A 17,190-nucleotide genomic window follows, 5' to 3' on the forward strand; every position below is an offset into this window, starting at 1 on the left:
CTGTATTTTTTCTTCTGAAGAAAATCTCGCCATAAAAAAACTGCACCTCCAATTGTTAGTTGTGTCTAACAATTGGGGTGCAGTTCAAAACTGGCTAACCTTATAATACGAACGCACCCGTTAGTTCATTAAGGATGGGGGCCTATAATTGTCCTAATTTCTCAGCATTAAATGAGAAATTAGGTTTTTTCATTAATAGAAAAAGACTTATAAGTATTTATCACTAATCACTTTCATATGGTGTAACTCGTGCCCGACAATGCCATATGCAAAGGTACCTATCGAAACTGGGCTGTTCATTACAGTTCCATTACGATCCCATGCTGCATCATCAATGGTTGAAATAAGACTTAACGTGTTGGAGCGTACCGTGTCTAAACCAGCTAGTAGCTGCTCCCAGGATAATTTGTTGAAGTTTGCCGCAGAAACGTATTGATCCTGATCCATTGCTGGGAGTGGCGCACTTTCATTTCGTGCAATGGCAAGCATTCGATACGACATCACACGTTCCACGTCGGCCATATGCCCAATCACTTCTTTTAAAGTCCATTTCCCTGGTGCGTACGCCTTCCTTGCTGACTCCTCTGATATGCTGCTCAAGAGGGTAATGGTCTTAGTTCGTTGCTTACTAAGTATTTCTTCAATATCTCCATCTGGCACAAGACTAACATACCTATCATACTCTGGATTTTCAATAGATAATGGTCGTGGACGCACAAGAATCCTCCTCATCGGAATAGTTAATTATGGTTCTAGACTAATATTCGACTGTCAAGAAGATATTTCCTTTATTTGATATTTAATTTCATTACCGCAAAATAATTGCAAATTAAACAACTTTATTATCTCTGTACAACTGATTTATGCAGTTAACATAATACACATAATAATGGATTAATTCACTTTTTATTCCACTAACCTGCCCCTTTAGTTCCATTAGAAAATGGAGCTGTTTCCAGCCCCATAAAGAAGTAAAGCATGCGTTAGTTGCATAAGTAAGAGGTTTGAAAAAATAGCCTGTATATATTTGAACGATGAATAACTTACCTATTTTCTTGTGTTTGTTTGCACCATATACAGAAAATTGGGAAAAACGTAACCAAAACCGTAACCATTTTTATAAAAAACTCGTCAAGCGTAAAATTGAAAGTATGAATTAAAGCAGCCGTTTCTATATTGGAATGCGTTGCTTTATTTTTTATTGGAGCATATCAGAAATGTTTAGCTGTGGTAAGAAAACTACTAGCAATAAAAGCTATTAAGCTAAATGCTGGTAGCTTGCTACATTACATCTATGCTTATTAATCAGCTTTGTGTGTTCAGAAAACCATTCTAAGCGATTTTCAAACTTTCTAATGATGATTGATAAGCTAATTTTGTCTAAGGCTAACTCTAACTCATCATCTATCTATTTTTTTATATAAATAATTCCATAATTGCGTAAACCTGTAAACCTTTTAACCTATAAACGTTGATATAGTAGGTTTTTTATAGGTTTACTCATTGGTTTACCTTTAAGTTATTAGAAGTAAATTCAGCGCATTGGTATTCCCTGACTTTCTTTGAGTGTGGGGTGTTGAGAAAGTATCTTGCTGAAAAGATCGAGACTTATCTTTTTATTCAGCTACCTAAGCCAAGTGAGTATCCAAATGTTTTAAAAATTTCTGCTGGAGATTACTGGTGTATCCAAAATAACGGCTGGTCTATTGATTCTGCTACTGAAATTTTTAGTGAGGAATGGATATCTGATGGCGAGTTTTTTGTCACCGAATCTGAAATTTATGGGAATAATAAACTCTATCATCAATTGAAAAAAGAACTTCGAATAAGAAAAACATAGGGAGATTTTAGTCTTCCTATGTTTTCATTCATATTATTTATCTGTTTGTTTTTGCTTCTTTTTCAAATACTCCGCACGTATTTTTTCAAGATGCTGCTTTTTATCAAATTTGGCAGGCGTCTGTTTTTCATGAAACTTTGTCACAGCTACCTTACCTTTGGTATCCAATTGATATTTTCCCACTTTGTTCACCTACTTTTCTTGTCTTTAAAGAGAATCTATTCAACAAATATAATATACCTTATTTTACTGAAATAAACCTTATTACTTTATTAGTGTACTGCTAACTTTGCATATATCAGTAAAAACATTAAAAACTTAGTAAAATAATTCATCGCCAAATGGTATTCATTTCATTGCTATAATCAAAATAAAATGCCTTGACACTCTGCATAAGCCTCAATAATTCTATTTCTTGTTTGTTCAGCTCTCTTCTAAAGGTCCAATTGTTCGGTAAATAAGGTTTAAAATATTAAAACAATCTAAGTCTACTCCATCTTTTAAATGGTTCTTAATGCTAATAACCATTACGTTCTCGATGATTTCAAATTTAGGTTTCTGAGGGAATATTGTTTTTTTTGCAAAGTCTTTTTACTACTTGTTTAAAAAAATCTACATCCCCAATATTTTTCTCCAAAAAATCACCCCTTGTTATTAACTTTTCTACTTATATCTATCTTAATCCAAATATTACCTTATTCAACTAACCTGCCCCTATAGTTTAAGTACATTTCTTCACAATCTTATAACGACATTAACATAAATATCCATTTTTTGTTTGGGAGTCTTATTCCATTAAATGGCCCGATTGCGGAACAAAAAATTCCTGCATATCAAATACAGGAATTTTAATCAAACTTTATTGTAAATTATCTAACTTTTTTACAAATTATCAGACTTTATTTTAAATCAACACCTGTATCGATAATTACTTGGTAATTATCGATACAGGCTTTTATTATCAAGCGCTAACGGGCTCTATATATTTTTAAGTTTTAACCGCTGCCTTTTTCATTTACGGTCTGAAGAATATGTCCATCCATCTTCCTGGTAAATCTTTTCTTCCTTCATCAGTTTACCGAGAGCACGCTTGAACGCTCCCTTGCTTAAACCGAAGTGAAACTTGATATCATCAGGTGGCGTTTTGTCACCATAAGGCATTGCACCGCCGCGATTCATTAAATAAGTGAAAATGACATCAGCATCCTCCCCCATTAAATCTTGTTTAAAGGGGATTAAAGAAACGTTAAGCGTTCCATCTTCTTTACTATCAATGACGCGCCCTTCAACTAATTCACCAAGGCGGGGCTCCTCCTTGCGTTCACTTTCATGAATGAAACAGCGGTATCCTTCTTCTGAAATAAAGAAAGACCCAACCATAAGCAAACGATAGACATTTCCCTTAACACTGGTGTTACGGACTCCTTTTAAAGGAGCTGTCACTGCAATCTCCTGAATTACATCTTCCGTTGCAAGTTTACCAAACAGACGGTCATGACGATCTGTCTTAAGGGAAACATATAGACGATCACCAACCTCGGGCCATAATCGATCTATATTCGGAAGGTCGTCCAGGGATACAAGAATATCTTTGGAAAGTCCAATGTCAACAAAAACACCCAGTTTCCTTTTCACATTGACAACTTCCGCCCAGCCATACTGATCAATCTGGATTTCGGGTATCTTCATTGTCGCTGTTAGCCTTGCTTGTTTGTCATGGTAGATGAACACAGTTACTTCATCGCCAATCTCAAGTTCCGTTCCTTCATTCATTTCATTATGATGAAGTAAGACATCTTCTGAACCATCCGTTAAAAACCATCCGAAATCAGCCTTACGTTCCACTTCTAACTCTACAGCCATGCCGGCCTGAATTTTTTGCATGTATAAAAATCCTCCTGTAACTTACCTTTACCTACAATTGTACCCAATTATTTATATTTCCAACATATTTGAATTTATCATTTTTTTGTTGATCTGTATACCTATTACGGTTTTTTATTTTTTAACCCTTGTTTTCTTCATTGAATGCCTGCGGAACCAGAATATGCCCTTGTTTACCGTTACTTAATAAAGTATGCATGATCACTTTGGATAATTGGCTCGGTTTATACGGTTTAACTAAATAATCCTTTGCTCCCAAGGAAATTCCCTTCTCCCTTTCGTCAAGTACGGTCGATACAAAAACGGGAATCTCATTCAAGCTAAGGGTTAGTCTATAAATAGATTATTGCCATCTTGCACAATTTATTTAGGATTTGTCATAAAGTTTACTTATTTACCTGACTAATCTTCTAAACCCGCGATTTCAAACTCTGGTATTTCGGTGATATAATTTAATGATCAACTGAAAGGAAAAAGAAATCATTCATGACAAAAAAATTGTATTACACGTCCACCAAGACTTCCCAATGGGATACCAAAATTCGGGAGACCATTGAAGAAAATGGCTTTTACTATATCACACTTGAAGAAACCGCTTTTTATCCCGAAGGGGGCGGTCAGCCTGCAGATACTGGTAAAATAGAAGGAATCACTGTTCTTGACGTTATAAAAGACAATGATGGAAAGATTCTTCATAAGATGGAGAGACGGCCAGATTCAGAGATCGTTCACTGTGAAATTGATTGGTCTCGCCGCTTCGATCATATGCAACAGCATAGCGGCCAGCATTTACTCTCTGCTGTCTGCCGGGAACTGTTCGACTCTAATACGGTCAGCTTTCACCTTGGGAAGGAATATTTAACGATCGATATAATGACAGGATTTCAATGGACTGAAGTACATACGGCTGCTGCTGAAAAGCTAGTTAATCAATATATTATCGAGAATCGCGAAATACTTATCTATTACGTGACAAACGAGCAATTACAGACACTTCCTGTCGTCAAAATGCCTAAAGTTTCAGAGAATATCCGTATAGTTGAGATAGAAGGGATTGAATATAACCCTTGCGGCGGAACCCATGTAGGGCGTACTGGTGAGATTGGCTTAATAAAAATTTTCAAAGCTGAGAAGCAGAAAGAACATACCCGCCTCTATTTTAAGTGCGGCTTCAGGGCATTGAACGATTATTCCGAAAGCCTAGGAATTCTTTCAGCATTATCGAATAAGTTCAATACCGGACGTACAGAAATACTGAATAGGGTGGAAAAATTGGAAAATGACTATAAGCAGCTGCTATCGGCAAACGAAAACTTAAAACTTGAAAATGCAAATTTTCTTGCCGACTCCCTGCTTGCAGAAAATGGAGGGGGATTCATCTCTCGTATTTTCGAAGATAGCTCAATGAAAGAACTGCTTTACCTTACAGGTACGATTGTAAAAAAGGAAAAGGTTACCGTATTATTAGCATCACGTAAGGAGCAAAAGGTCATCCTTTCACACAGTGGAGATACCCCCTTTCATTGCGGACAATATTTTAAAGCGGAACTGGGCTCGTATAACGGAAAAGGCGGAGGGAACGAACAGACTGCACAAGCAGGTTTTTCGTCACAAAATGACTTAATCGCATTTTTCCAATACACAGTTGAAAATTTAGGCCATAATCCTGGTGTATAAAACCGATCCGTAATGATGGCATACGTGGTGAACATGGAAATCATGACTTCTCGGAATGAGAAAAGAGAGGACAAATTAAGTCCTCTCTCTTTTTATTCTTCCATTTTCAAATTCCCTAACCCTCGTTCTTCAATATGTAGATGGTATTTTTCCTCGAGCTCCATGATCCGGATAAACGCTTCCTCATGATTATATTCATGGTTTTCCGACTCCTCGGCAAACTCTTTTCTAGCCAAATGATAGGCAAGCTTATCCCTGAACACTCCTTCTTCATACTCATTTATGACTGTTTGAAGTTGATCCTCCAATTCCCGAGTCAAATCATAAATTTCATATTCCTTCACAAACTGTACTCCTTCCACGCCGAAATCTTTGGCAAAGGAATTAATATACTGTTCCATCTCACTAAATTCTTCTTTATTATCTTCAGTATCGGAAGCAACCCAATATCCGTACTGAACCATTTTGAATAATGTTTCATACTGTTTCTTGGTAAAATTGATTTTCATTGTCGATACTCCTTTTCCTGTTTCCTTACAACAAAAAGAATAAACCGCAATGGAACAAAAGTCCAATGCGGTTTATCTCAATCCAATATTTCCGTTACAGAAAAATAAGCTGCTTTTTCCGTATCTACTACATAATGACAATCGCCTTTAACTAGATTATAATAACGGTGCTTTTGAATGTTTGAAATCATTTGAGTTGAGTCATCGCCTTCTACCTCATGCTCTAGTTCTTTGCCGCCCGGAAAATAAAAACCAACTTTCAATTTCATCTTTCTCATCCTTCCCTTCGTCTGGTTGAATCACTCTTTTATTTCATATCCTTTCTCATGCATTTATAAACATAAATAAAATGCTTATTCGCCTTTTCCATGATATTCTAGGGGAAAATACGATATTCAGAAGGTGTTTTTATGAAGATAAGGAAAGCCATGGAACAAGATGTACGTGGAATAGCAAATGTACATATAAACAGCTGGAAAACGACTTATAAAGGAATCCTCCCGGATCAATATCTGTCTTCCATGAATCTGGAAGCCAAAAAGAAAAACTGGCTAAGAAATTTAAAAATGCTGCATAATGCCACCTTTGTAGCGGAAAGCGACAATGGGGAAATCATCGGTTTCGCTGCCGGCGGCCCTGAACAAACGAATGATCCGCATATTCAAGGTGAAGTATATGCCATTTATTTTTTACAAGAATATCAACGACAGGGACTCGGCCGAAAAATGATAAAAGCGGTCATACATGAGCTTATGATAATGGAACATCAGAATTTAATAATATGGGCATTAAAGGATAATCCTTCATGCGGTTTTTACAGAGCACTTGGGGGTCAAGTGAGAGCTGAAAAAACCGTTAAAATGGCAGGCATCGAGCTTATCGAAGTCGGTTTCGGGTGGGAAGATATTCAGGATATCCTTTTGCATTTGTGAGCATTCCCGAGGAGGGTGGTTACTCTCCACCCTCCCCCTCTCATGTCTCGATAAGGAAGGCCTTTTTCTCATTACCTAAAAAATAAAGCCGGTGCAATGGCCTTGTCATTGTTACGTACAGCAATTTGATATCAAGTTCATTTCCATGGCAATACATTTCTTCGAGGGATATTGCAAATACGACATCGAATTCGAGACCTTTGGCTTGATAGGATGGAACAATCAACGTTTTATCTTTTGGGATGTTTCCCGCTTCATCTATTAAATGAAAGCCTTGATGGAATCCACTAAGTTTCTCGTTTGCCAGTTTGCAATCTTTCATCGTTTTGGCAATAACGGCAAACGTTTTAAAACCTTCTCCTTTAAGGCTTGCGATAAGATCGATCAGCTCTTCTTCCCAACCTTCCTTTTCAATGGAAATGAATTCTGGATCCTTGCCATGACGAACTACAGGTTCAACTTCCGGGAAATCGTATGTTAACAACTGAAGGATTTCATTAGCTCTTTTCATTATTTCAACAGTTGTTCTGTAGCTTTTTTGTAATTCAGTATAAGTTGCCCGAGGGAAAATACGACTGTGAACCTCATCCCACGTTTGAAGTCCGCGATATGAATGGATACCTTGTGCAAGATCTCCTACAAGTGTGAACATATCGGTATCCATTGCCGTCTTTAGTGCCTGTAACTGCATGAAGCTATAATCCTGTGCCTCATCAATGACGACATTTTTTGCTTTGTTTTCTTTATCGACACCAAAAAGCCGCTCATGAAGATATAATATTGCTCCCAAATCCTCCATCTCATAACTTTTAGCAGAGAATAATTTATGATTATACTCACATAAAACACTGGCCTCTTCAACAGTAAGTTTACCGTTGCTGTACGAGGCGAGACGCTCAGGATCTTGGTATAATTCCTGATAGTAATCCAGGAGATCTTTACTTTTAAATTGCTTAAAATACCCTTTTACCGAAGTACGGATCGCCTTTTGGACCTGCCCCATCCTTTCCTCTTTCTTTTCGAGGCATTTTGTAACAAAGTCCTTGCGAATGACTGGATCGATATTCTTATAAAGAGCTTTCTCAATTTTGGCATCATAAAAATCAACAACACGTTCAAGCATTGTTTTCTTTTTCAATTTCACTTCATTTTGTAGTATGGCCTTCAGTTTGTCCAGCCTGCTGTATAACGGTAAATACCAATAATCCTCTTCCAATAATCTAATGAACTTCTTAGCGGAATAGAGGCGATATTTATCACAATAAAAATCAGCATCTGGATGAAAACCCCTGAAAATATCCTTTACATATTCGTCCAATATATATTTAAAGGCAGGGGAACCCTTCAGACCTGATATCCAGACGGCTGAATTAATTTCTTCATCATCCTTTTCCAGCAATCGAGTTAATTTATCATCCGCGATAAGCTTCACTTGCTTTCCTATCGCTGCCTGAACATATTCCGAAAATGTGAATTGTTTTACCTTTTCGACACCCAATTCAGGTAAAGCTTCAGATATGTAATCAATGAAAACCCGGCTCGGAGCAAGAATCATTAATTGACGCGGATCGAACAAGTCTTTATAGTGATAAATGAAATAAGAGATCCTATGTAAAGCAATTGTGGTTTTACCACTGCCGGCTGCGCCCTGAACAATGATAGGTTTATTCAAATCTGCCCGAATGATTTTATTTTGTTCTTCCTGGATCGTGGTAATGATATCTGTCAATCGATTGCTGGAACTTTTGGAAAGGGATTCCTGCAACAATTCATCCGTTGTAGTCAAATCAATGTCCCTTATCTCCTCCAGGACACCTTCTTCTATCATTAGCTGTCTTTTTAAAGTGATGTTCCCGCTGAATGTCTCTCCTTCCGCTTCATATTCTATTTCACCAATCCGTCCCTCATAATACAGGTTTGCAATCGGTGAACGCCAATCGACGATAATCTGTTCCTGGCTTTCCCTCTGATAAAGCGATGTTTTTCCGAAATAAAGGACTTCGCCTCTATCACCGTCATTCCTTTCAAAATCCACTCTTGCAAAGTAGGGTTTTTTACTTGCTTTGCGTAAACTTTCAAGTTCGGTTTTGGACATCTCAAAAAAGTTGGCCGTCGTCAGCAGCTGTGAATATAAGGCTGATTCAGACCAATCAGCATCGCCAAAAGCTTCTTGCATATTTCTCTGAAATTGATCTTTGCTTGTTTCTGATGTTTTGATGACTACATCGATATAACGTTTCGTAAAATCCAGCCGCTGTCGTTCCTGTTCAAAATCAGGGTGATTACCCAATAAAATCACTTCCCCTTCCTTGTGTATTTATCAAACTTATTAAAATGCCGATGCTAATACGAAATGGACATTTATACTATCAGAAAAGCCAATGGTTGACAAATCTGGAGACATAGAATTATATAGTTGAAATTTACCTTCCCTTATATTTCATATAATTCGAAGAATACACTATATATTCCAGATTGATTTTAGCTATAATATGTTGACTTATGAACTGCTATTGTCATCAATTCTTAACATAAATAACGCTAATTTAATGTTTTATTGGAAACTTACATTATATACTTAAATTACAATTACATAATGAAAGTGGGTCCTGTCATGGAAATAAATGAAAGACAACCAATGCTATCCCCTAAATTAATCCATGAACTTGAAATTTTATCATCCAAAACAAATATGCCTGTTTCTGAATTATTGGAAATATCTGTAGTATCACTGCTGGAAAAAGTGAATAATACCAAAGAACTCAATGTTGGACTTAATAATAAGGAAATGATCTTAAGAAATAAAATCATCATTAATCAAAATAAAGAGGTTTTGAATAACAAAAGCACTTGACCATAGAGGTTAAGTGCTTTTTGGTTCCTAACTGCCACTGTATTAATGGAATAGATATTCTAACGTGGTTTCCAATGTAATATTTATACCTTAATTTGAAATTTCCCCGCCGAAAAATCATATCTGATTCGGTATTGTAGATTTTCATAAAAAAAAAGCAGCTATTAAACTGCTTAACAATTAATCATGGTTTATTAGATGTCACGTACGTACCTGCTATGAAATCATGTATCGCTCTATGATCTTTTCTTATGCCAACCATGAACGCACTGACAATAAACCCTATCCCAAATGTAATGGCATAAACCAAAGCAGCAACTAAATACCTCAATAGCATTGTGCCTATGCCTAATTTCCTTCCGTCCACCCGTACTATGCGTATTCCCATAATCCTTTTACCCACTGTATAGCCATACCATAATATCGGGACAATCAGCATGTAAAGAAAGTTGAAAAACGTTGAAAAGTTTTCATTTTCCCAATCACCGGTAATCAACCCGAAAATAATCGCTAATGGAAAAGACACTATTATGCCATCCAAAAATCCTGCAAAAAGACGTTTCCAAAAACCTACTGAATCGCTCATTTAAAATCCTCCTGTTGTGTTAGTTACAGTTACCTATATTACCAATAATAAGGATGGTGCGTAACGAGTCTTTGTACCCACCGAATTCTTTAACAAAAAAATAAAACTTACATAATTGGTGACAATTTATAAGCAAAATTAAATCTCTGTGTAATTTTTGCTTATAAACGTTTGTTTTTGCTAATCTGCCTTTAATTTTCCTAAAAAATAAGATACAATTTAAATGATGCACAGTTTAAAACATACAAGATTGTAAACTGCTGTTTGTATGAATCAGCGTAAAACTAATGAAACAAAGTGTTGGACACGTTGAAACAAAAGTATTTTGGAGGAATGTAAATAAATGATTACAGTAAATAATGTTGGTTTACGTTATGGCGATCGTAAACTGTTTGAAGATGTTAATATAAAATTCACTCCTGGTAACTGCTATGGCCTGATTGGTGCGAATGGTGCGGGTAAATCCACTTTCTTAAAAATCCTTTCAGGTGAAATTGAAGCGCAATCCGGCGATGTCCATATGGGTCCTGGCGAACGCCTTGCCGTTCTAAAGCAAGATCACTTCGCTTATGAAGAGGAAGAAGTCCTTAAAGTTGTCATTATGGGACATGAAAGATTATATGAAGTCATGCAAGAAAAAGATGCCATCTATATGAAGGAAAACTTCACCGACGAAGACGGAATGAAAGCGGCCGAACTTGAAGGAGAATTTGCCGAATTAAACGGGTGGGAAGCTGAACCTGAAGCTTCAATCCTCTTAAAAGGCCTTGGCATCGCGGAAGACCTGCATACAAAGAAAATGGCTGAATTAAACGGCGGCGACAAAGTTAAAGTATTGCTTGCCCAGGCATTATTCGGTAAACCGGATGTTCTTTTACTGGATGAGCCTACCAACCACTTGGACTTAAAAGCGATCAAATGGCTGGAAGAATTCCTAATCAACTTTGAAAACACTGTTATCGTAGTTTCCCATGACCGTTACTTCCTTAACAAAGTTTGTACACATATCGCGGATCTTGATTTCGGTAAAATTAAAGTTTATATCGGTAACTATGACTTCTGGTATGAATCAAGCCAGCTTGCCCTTAAACTGACTCAAGATGCCAATAAGAAAAAAGAAGAAAAAATTAAAGAGCTTCAAAATTTCATCGCGCGTTTCAGTGCCAATGCATCCAAATCGAGCCAGGCGACATCCCGTAAGAAATTATTGGACAAAATCAGCTTGGATGACATCGAGCCTTCTTCACGCCGCTATCCATATGTCGGCTTTACTCCTGAACGTGAAATCGGGAACGACCTGCTTCGTGTAGATGGAATCTCGAAAACGATCGATGGCGTAAAAATATTGGATAACGTCAGCTTCACGATGAATAAAGGCGACAAAATTGCATTTGTCGGTAAAGATGAGATTGCTAAAACAACAATGTTCAAAATCTTGGCAGGTGAAATTGAACCTGATAGCGGCTCATTCAAATGGGGCGTTACGACCTCTCAGGCATACTTCCCTAAGGATAATGCTGAATTCTTTGAAGGTGTCGATTTAAATCTTGTCGATTGGCTCCGTCAATATTCACCAAATGACCAGAGCGAAAGCTTCCTGCGCGGTTTCTTGGGCAGAATGTTATTCTCTGGCGATGAAGTCACGAAAAAGGCAAGTGTACTTTCAGGGGGCGAAAAAGTCCGCTGTATGCTTTCCAAAATGATGTTAAGCGGTTCGAACGTCCTGATGCTTGATGAACCTACTAACCATCTGGACTTAGAGTCGATTACGGCATTAAACAACGGTTTGATCAGCTTTAAAGGATCTATGATCTTCTCTTCACATGATCATCAGTTCATCCAAACTATAGCGAACCGAATCATTGAACTTACTCCAAAAGGTACAGTCGATAAGCAAATGAGTTATGATGAGTACCTTGAAAATGGCGAATTGCAAAAACAAGTGGCTGAAATGTACAAATAATACTTTTTGAAAGCACATCCTTATTGGATGTGCTTTTTTCGTTCCCGATTCTTTCTGCCTGCATTTATTTCATACCTTTAATGCATTGAAGGTATAAAAAACACGCTGCAATAAATATAATAATATTCCCTTAAAGATGAGCACTGAATAATTTCATCGATAAAAAGGTATATTGGTAAGGAAGGAGTGAGGTAGAATTGGATGGTCATACTGTGAAAAATATTTTTGATGATACAGGATACCTTTTTTTATATGATAAATTCAGTTATCATTTTTATATATCCGGATTGTTCGATGTAGTGGAACAAGAAAAAGTAATCTCGGATTTTTTAAATTCTTATAGCTTGGATGATAAAAACCCTCTCTTTTTTGACGACTTTTCCTTTTACTTTAATTGCTTTCATTATTCCCACCAAAAACAAAGGATGATGAATTACTTGAAAACCGAGTATGACGAACATATTTGTTAAGTATAAAAGGCCAGATAAACTGATCATGCCTTTTATAAACAAAAACTATTCAAAAAAAGGTAAGAGCATATAAGTAGCTCTTACCTCAGACTGTAGGCAAACTCGATGAAAATCAAAGTTTGCCTACAGTTTTTTATGCATGTACAAATTAGACGTTGATTTCCGCTTCAGGCACTCGCTTTGCGCGGGCGGTCCGGGAGCCTCCTCGGCGCTTATGCGCCTGCGGGGTCTCCCCTGGACGCGCTTTTCCCGCAGGAGTCTCGCGCCTTCCACTCCAATCAACTTTGGTTTAACTTTTAGATAGAAACCTTTTACCTAAAGTCTTTATTGTTTTCTAAACATGATTCTATTCAGCGCGACTAACTTGAAATGATCACTTTAAAAATTGAGGCTGCCATTGACTTCTCATTCATTTATGGTTTGGAGAAAGATTCAGAGATTTTTTAATTCCGAATCCCCTTTATCTACAAACTGAGGTAAGACCATATTAGTGCTCTTACCTTTCTTCATTTTATTTTACTCTTCCTTGCCTGCTGCCATATTCATGTTCGTTTCGACATTCTCCTGGTTGATGGTGGAAAATGGTAAACCTCGCTTTCCTGAGAAATTCTCAAGCAAGTCTTTGACATCAATTCCCGAAGATGCCTTTAATGACTCCTGCAATGTTGCCATTAAGTTGGGCAAAGGCTCCTTTTTTGACGAGAGATGCTGCAACTGAAGGCATCTCCCTTGCAAACCTCCCTTGCCCTTAGTTAATCAACCATTGGTTCTAGATTATTCCTCAATCTTAAACCATGGGCCTGAAGCTTGAATGATGCCCCAAAGTTTTTCTGGAAGGTCAAGCTCATTAACCTTTGAAGCCTTTATCACTGTTTGGATCTCAGACTCTTGTCCATTTTGAACCTTTTCAAGCCAGTCTGGATTCATGATTAACGCGTGGCCAATTGCAGCTAGGGTAATTCCCTTATCTAATGCTTTAGCAACATCATCCGGAGTTACCATAGAACCAGCAGCCAGTACAGGAACTCGTCCGTTTACATGGTCAACAACCAACTCAAGATATGTCTTTTCATCTTGACTGTCGACTGGCTTTGAAGAAAGAGTATCAGCCAATGAAGCATGTACATAATCAACATCCTCTTCAATCAGGCGTTCAATCAATACATAGGTATCCTTCATTCTCAAACCGCCTTCTTGGTGTTCGTCAGGAGATATCCTGTATCCTAAAATAAAAGGTTTTGTTGCATGCTTTTCAATCACCTTTTTCACTTCTTGAACGATTGCCAGTGGGAAACGCATGCGATTTTCTAATGATCCTCCCCATTGATCTTCTCGTCTGTTGAAGAAAGGTGAGAAGAAGTTTTGCATTAAAAACCCATGTGCACCATGAAGTTCAACACCGTCAAAACCTGCTTCAATTGCTCTTCTAGTTGTTTCTCCAAATGCATGAATCACTTCCATTATTTCGACATGGGAAAGCTCTTTAGGTAGTACTGAAGGTGCAAATCCAGTAGCTTCAGTCTCTAAAGCGCTGGAACTAACAACCTCTCCATTTGGTGTCAAATCCGGTAGTGCTTTGTTACCTGCATGGAAAATTTGAAGGATAGCAGCAGCTCCGCCACTTCAGCTAATTTACGTAAGCCCGGCGTAAATTTATCGTCATAAGCTGCAAATTCATTTGTAAAACCGATTCCGTTTGGAGTCACATGTGTACAACCTGTAATCACAAGTCCTACTCCGTTTACTCTTTTTTTGTAATAGGTTAATTCCTCATCTGAAACCGTGTAATCATCATTACTGGACCAAGTTGTCATTGGTTGCCATAACCACTCTATTATTAAGGGTAATCCCGTTTTTAAATGTAAAAGATTTAAAAAAGTTGCTATATTTTTCGTTCATTCTTTAACCTCTTTCTCCAATAGTATTAATCAAACATTGTTAGTTTGTCGTATTTTGTATAGGGTTGATTAACCCTTCACTTATTAAATGGTGCAAGAATAGGATAATCCCTAGAGAGCACTCTAACGCAAGTGTTTTTTATTTTCAATAAAAACACGATGTAGAAAGCTGTCTGTACGAGGGTTATCCAAAAGATGTAAATGAAAAACCAACCAGCTGCTTAATTTCTAAGAGAAACAGTCTCCTACTTCATTTTCATAAAAATGTATTTTATTATCCAAATGCTCTAAACTTTGACGGATTTTCTCCAATTCTTCCACTACTTTTTTGCGATGCTTTTTAAGCAGAGCTAATCTTTCTTCCATTGTTTTATCCCCCATATGCCCCCACATGGCAAATCGTTTCATGTCTTTTAGTGACATCCCTGTATTTTTTAGGTGGAGCAATGATTCAATCCATAATTTATTTTCATCCGAGTAAATTCTGACATTGTTATCGTCTCTATTTACTTTTATTAACCCTTCTTTTTCATAAAACCTCAATGTATGTTCGCTTAGCCCAACTATTTTAGAAAATTCTCCAATAGTATATGTCAATATAACCCCTCCATTAAAACTGATGTGTCTATTTCTTCTTTTTTTAACTTGTGTTATAAAGAAAGGATAATACTTAGAGTTTACTCTAAGTCAAGAAATTGTAATTCTTCTACATATGATGATTAAAGATCTTTTAGTTTTATTTCGTTAGAAAAGTTTTAAAAAGGAGACTTAATGAGTAGAATAAAAAAAGTCACTTATTTATAAAGGGTTCATTTTTGAAGTGATTTTTCGAAATTACGAACCCATATGACAGATGTTTTGACTTCGTTTTTCAAATAAAAAAGCAAACTCGCTCAGTTTTGGCGAGTTTGCTTTTTTATAGCTATCTGGTTCCTTATGCAATAAACTCCCTCAATAAACTAAACACAATCTCACGATTGCTCTAGAATTCTTAGGATTTCATAGTCATATCATTAACCGTTATCTAATGTAAGTTCGGCATTACTCCTCAAGAATAGGGATTTATCGAAAAAAGTGTATGCTAAACTAGCCAATTATAGGAAAAAATTGGTTTAAGTAATGTTATGATCGCACTTTAGGATATCCACATGTCTCATGGAGATCAACCCTCCCATGTCTCACAGAGTCGATGCTCCTACATTCCTCCAACCTTTACATGAGGTGGATGTCGGTCATCCTGCCCCACAGGATCTAAGTCCTCACGTTAGTTGCTTTGCCGGCTAATCCGTCCTTCACTTTTAAATGAGTGTTAATTAAATGACCGTGTAAACAATTTCACCTTCATATGGCGAAAAGCATTTCCGTAATTTTCCAACGAGATAAACAGTTCGTTTCCATTTGCCTGCGTTAGCCGAATATCACCTACAAAAGTGTCAATATCTTCTCCAATACATGGAAGCCCATAACGCAATGAAATTGAATTATAGATGTCAACAAGAGGGTTTATTGTTCCGATATGATTGCCATTTTTCACTCTTTTTAATAAAGCTTCAATGGAACACCTAGCCCCTTTCTTTGTCTTGAATTTCTGAAAAGCTTCTCGCCAAACAAAGATGACTGGATTACTACTGAATTCCTCCAAACCAAGAAATTTATGTGCTTCTTTCTCTGCCTCCTGCAGCAGCTTCTCGTAGAATTCAACGTCCTTTATTGAATTGTCAATCCCCTGGCAAATAACGGTGCCTATTTTTGCATGAGGGAATAACGACCAAAAATCATCTTCAATGATAAATCCAGGCATAAAAAATCTCTCCATTTCATTTTACTTATTGTCTTAGTAGAATCGCTATTTGTTGTGTAACAACTCGGTAAATTTCATCAACCATTCTTATGTTTTGGAGGGGCTCGCAAAGGCGGAGAATACCCCTAGAACAATATATAAATAACCAGTTATCCGATTCTGCAACTTAGAATTCACTTCACTACCCAGAATCCGCTTTCTAATACTTGCTGCAAGAACTGCATACAGACCATCACTAATAAAAGCTAGGATAATAAATATAATTCCTAAAAGCAAAAATTGTATTGTGACTGATCCAGCAGAAGGTGATATGAATTGCGGAAAGAAGGCTAAAAAAAAGAGTGCTGTCTTAGGATTCATTACTTCTACGAGCGCTGATTCGTAAAATATCTTTAATAACTTTTTGCGAGGGGCTTTTGGAATTTCTGAAGTCGTTCGATCAGATGTAGAAAATAAAGTCCTACACCCCAGATAGATAAGATAAGCAGCACCGAAGTATTTAACGATATTAAAGGCTGTTGCTGATGTCATAAGGATTGCAGAAACTCCTATTGCTCCAGCTAAAACGTGAACAGAACCACCAAGAGATACACCAAGAACTGATACTATGCCCGCTTTCTTCCCTTGATCTATACTTCTTGCCATAATATACAACACAGCCGGTCCAGGTATTATTAACAATGTAGCAGCAGTAATTACAAATAGCCAAATATTTGAAAACTCCATAAAAAGCAACTCCTTGTTGTATTTTTGCATATGATTTATTGGGCTCCTCC

At 37.1% G+C, this 17,190-nt stretch carries 15 protein-coding genes and 3 pseudogenes; 5 read left to right on the forward strand and 13 right to left on the reverse strand.

All coding sequences use genetic code 11. From position 1 onward, the window contains the following. Window positions 1–207 precede the first annotated feature (207 nt). A complete protein-coding gene (locus tag V3595_RS26695) occupies window positions 208–717 on the reverse strand; it encodes a DinB family protein (RefSeq protein WP_088090639.1) in 510 nt (169 codons plus the stop codon). Between the two features lie 859 nt (window positions 718–1,576). On the opposite strand from V3595_RS26695, the gene V3595_RS26700 reads away from it, so the two are divergent. Next, window positions 1,577–1,840, forward strand: coding sequence for a hypothetical protein (locus V3595_RS26700; protein WP_485910832.1), 264 nt, complete (start codon window positions 1,577–1,579; stop codon window positions 1,838–1,840). A gap of 33 nt (window positions 1,841–1,873) precedes the next feature. Here the strand turns inward: V3595_RS26700 and V3595_RS26705 are convergent, their stop codons facing one another. The 3 genes from V3595_RS26705 to V3595_RS26715 all read right to left on the reverse strand — a co-directional run bounded on the left by V3595_RS26705 (window position 1,874) and on the right by V3595_RS26715 (window position 4,043). Next, window positions 1,874–2,023: a hypothetical protein gene (locus tag V3595_RS26705; protein WP_094246623.1), complete on the reverse strand. Its 150-nt coding sequence runs from the start codon at window positions 2,021–2,023 to the stop codon at window positions 1,874–1,876. An 828-nt stretch (window positions 2,024–2,851) separates the two neighbouring features. After that, on the reverse strand, window positions 2,852–3,724 hold the full coding sequence (locus V3595_RS26710; RefSeq protein WP_485910834.1) for a CvfB family protein: 873 nt from the start codon (window positions 3,722–3,724) through the stop codon (window positions 2,852–2,854). 121 nt (window positions 3,725–3,845) lie between these two features. Next, entirely contained in the window at window positions 3,846–4,043 is a 198-nt protein-coding gene (locus tag V3595_RS26715; RefSeq protein WP_485910836.1) for a hypothetical protein, read from the reverse strand. A 167-nt stretch (window positions 4,044–4,210) separates the two neighbouring features. On the opposite strand from V3595_RS26715, the gene V3595_RS26720 reads away from it, so the two are divergent. After that, window positions 4,211–5,401, forward strand: a complete 1,191-nt coding sequence (locus V3595_RS26720) for an alanyl-tRNA editing protein (RefSeq protein ID WP_485910838.1) — start codon at window positions 4,211–4,213, stop codon at window positions 5,399–5,401. A 92-nt stretch (window positions 5,402–5,493) separates the two neighbouring features. Here V3595_RS26720 and V3595_RS26725 read toward each other — a convergent pair whose 3' ends face one another. Together V3595_RS26725 and V3595_RS26730 are read right to left on the reverse strand one after the other, a co-directional pair. Then, window positions 5,494–5,910 carry a hypothetical protein gene (locus V3595_RS26725; RefSeq protein ID WP_485910840.1) on the reverse strand — a complete coding sequence of 139 codons (417 nt, stop codon included), beginning with the start codon at window positions 5,908–5,910 and terminating at the stop codon, window positions 5,494–5,496. Window positions 5,911–5,987: 77 nt separating this feature from the next. Then, the gene (locus V3595_RS26730) at window positions 5,988–6,179 is read right to left on the reverse strand and encodes a hypothetical protein (protein WP_034307314.1); all 192 of its coding nucleotides are present in this window, start codon (window positions 6,177–6,179) and stop codon (window positions 5,988–5,990) included. Between the two features lie 141 nt (window positions 6,180–6,320). Between V3595_RS26730 and V3595_RS26735 the strand changes: the two genes are divergently transcribed. After that, window positions 6,321–6,842 carry a GNAT family N-acetyltransferase gene (locus V3595_RS26735; protein WP_485910842.1) on the forward strand — a complete coding sequence of 174 codons (522 nt, stop codon included), beginning with the start codon at window positions 6,321–6,323 and terminating at the stop codon, window positions 6,840–6,842. A gap of 40 nt (window positions 6,843–6,882) precedes the next feature. On the opposite strand, the gene V3595_RS26740 is transcribed toward V3595_RS26735, so the two are convergent. Beyond that, window positions 6,883–9,141, reverse strand: a complete 2,259-nt coding sequence (locus V3595_RS26740; RefSeq protein WP_485910844.1) for a HelD family protein — start codon at window positions 9,139–9,141, stop codon at window positions 6,883–6,885. A gap of 315 nt (window positions 9,142–9,456) precedes the next feature. Between V3595_RS26740 and V3595_RS26745 the strand changes: the two genes are divergently transcribed. Beyond that, window positions 9,457–9,696, forward strand: coding sequence for a hypothetical protein (locus V3595_RS26745; RefSeq protein ID WP_137020786.1), 240 nt, complete (start codon window positions 9,457–9,459; stop codon window positions 9,694–9,696). 184 nt (window positions 9,697–9,880) lie between these two features. Here V3595_RS26745 and V3595_RS26750 read toward each other — a convergent pair whose 3' ends face one another. After that, window positions 9,881–10,282 carry an RDD family protein gene (locus V3595_RS26750; protein ID WP_230175793.1) on the reverse strand — a complete coding sequence of 134 codons (402 nt, stop codon included), beginning with the start codon at window positions 10,280–10,282 and terminating at the stop codon, window positions 9,881–9,883. Between the two features lie 343 nt (window positions 10,283–10,625). Between V3595_RS26750 and V3595_RS26755 the strand changes: the two genes are divergently transcribed. Next, the gene (locus tag V3595_RS26755; RefSeq protein WP_241591034.1) at window positions 10,626–12,245 is read left to right on the forward strand and encodes an ABC-F family ATP-binding cassette domain-containing protein; all 1,620 of its coding nucleotides are present in this window, start codon (window positions 10,626–10,628) and stop codon (window positions 12,243–12,245) included. A gap of 986 nt (window positions 12,246–13,231) precedes the next feature. Here the strand turns inward: V3595_RS26755 and V3595_RS26760 are convergent. The 5 genes and pseudogenes from V3595_RS26760 to V3595_RS26780 form a co-directional block, all read right to left on the reverse strand. Beyond that, window positions 13,232–13,393 (reverse strand): annotated as a pseudogene (locus V3595_RS26760) (flotillin family protein); the annotation flags it as partial. Between the two features lie 96 nt (window positions 13,394–13,489). Continuing rightward, window positions 13,490–14,614, reverse strand: a pseudogene (locus V3595_RS26765) (NADH-dependent flavin oxidoreductase). 227 nt (window positions 14,615–14,841) lie between these two features. Beyond that, complete coding sequence (locus tag V3595_RS26770; protein ID WP_485910847.1) at window positions 14,842–15,210, reverse strand: MerR family transcriptional regulator; 369 nt, start codon at window positions 15,208–15,210, stop codon at window positions 14,842–14,844. A 728-nt stretch (window positions 15,211–15,938) separates the two neighbouring features. Next, window positions 15,939–16,414, reverse strand: a pseudogene (locus V3595_RS26775) (B3/B4 domain-containing protein); the annotation flags it as partial. 87 nt (window positions 16,415–16,501) lie between these two features. Then, window positions 16,502–17,140, reverse strand: coding sequence for a LysE family translocator (locus V3595_RS26780; RefSeq protein WP_485910848.1), 639 nt, complete (start codon window positions 17,138–17,140; stop codon window positions 16,502–16,504). Between the last annotated feature and the right edge of the window lie 50 nt (window positions 17,141–17,190).

Source organism: Bacillus sp. CFBP9009, from assembly GCF_036541465.1.
In the GTDB taxonomy this organism is placed as follows: domain Bacteria; phylum Bacillota; class Bacilli; order Bacillales; family DSM-1321; genus Peribacillus.

Bases quoted from the DNA above. Each gene is read 5' to 3' on its own strand.
- V3595_RS26710 (WP_485910834.1), bottom strand. From the start codon at position 3,724: ATGCAAAAAATTCAGGCCGGCATGGCTGTAGAGTTAGAAGTGGAACGT.
- V3595_RS26720 (WP_485910838.1), top strand. From the start codon at position 4,211: ATGACAAAAAAATTGTATTACACGTCCACCAAGACTTCCCAATGGGAT.
- V3595_RS26725 (WP_485910840.1), bottom strand. From the start codon at position 5,910: ATGAAAATCAATTTTACCAAGAAACAGTATGAAACATTATTCAAAATG.
- V3595_RS26730 (WP_034307314.1), bottom strand. From the start codon at position 6,179: ATGAAATTGAAAGTTGGTTTTTATTTTCCGGGCGGCAAAGAACTAGAG.
- V3595_RS26735 (WP_485910842.1), top strand. From the start codon at position 6,321: ATGAAGATAAGGAAAGCCATGGAACAAGATGTACGTGGAATAGCAAAT.
- V3595_RS26745 (WP_137020786.1), top strand. From the start codon at position 9,457: ATGGAAATAAATGAAAGACAACCAATGCTATCCCCTAAATTAATCCAT.
- V3595_RS26750 (WP_230175793.1), bottom strand. From the start codon at position 10,282: ATGAGCGATTCAGTAGGTTTTTGGAAACGTCTTTTTGCAGGATTTTTG.
- V3595_RS26755 (WP_241591034.1), top strand. From the start codon at position 10,626: ATGATTACAGTAAATAATGTTGGTTTACGTTATGGCGATCGTAAACTG.
- V3595_RS26780 (WP_485910848.1), bottom strand. From the start codon at position 17,140: ATGGAGTTTTCAAATATTTGGCTATTTGTAATTACTGCTGCTACATTG.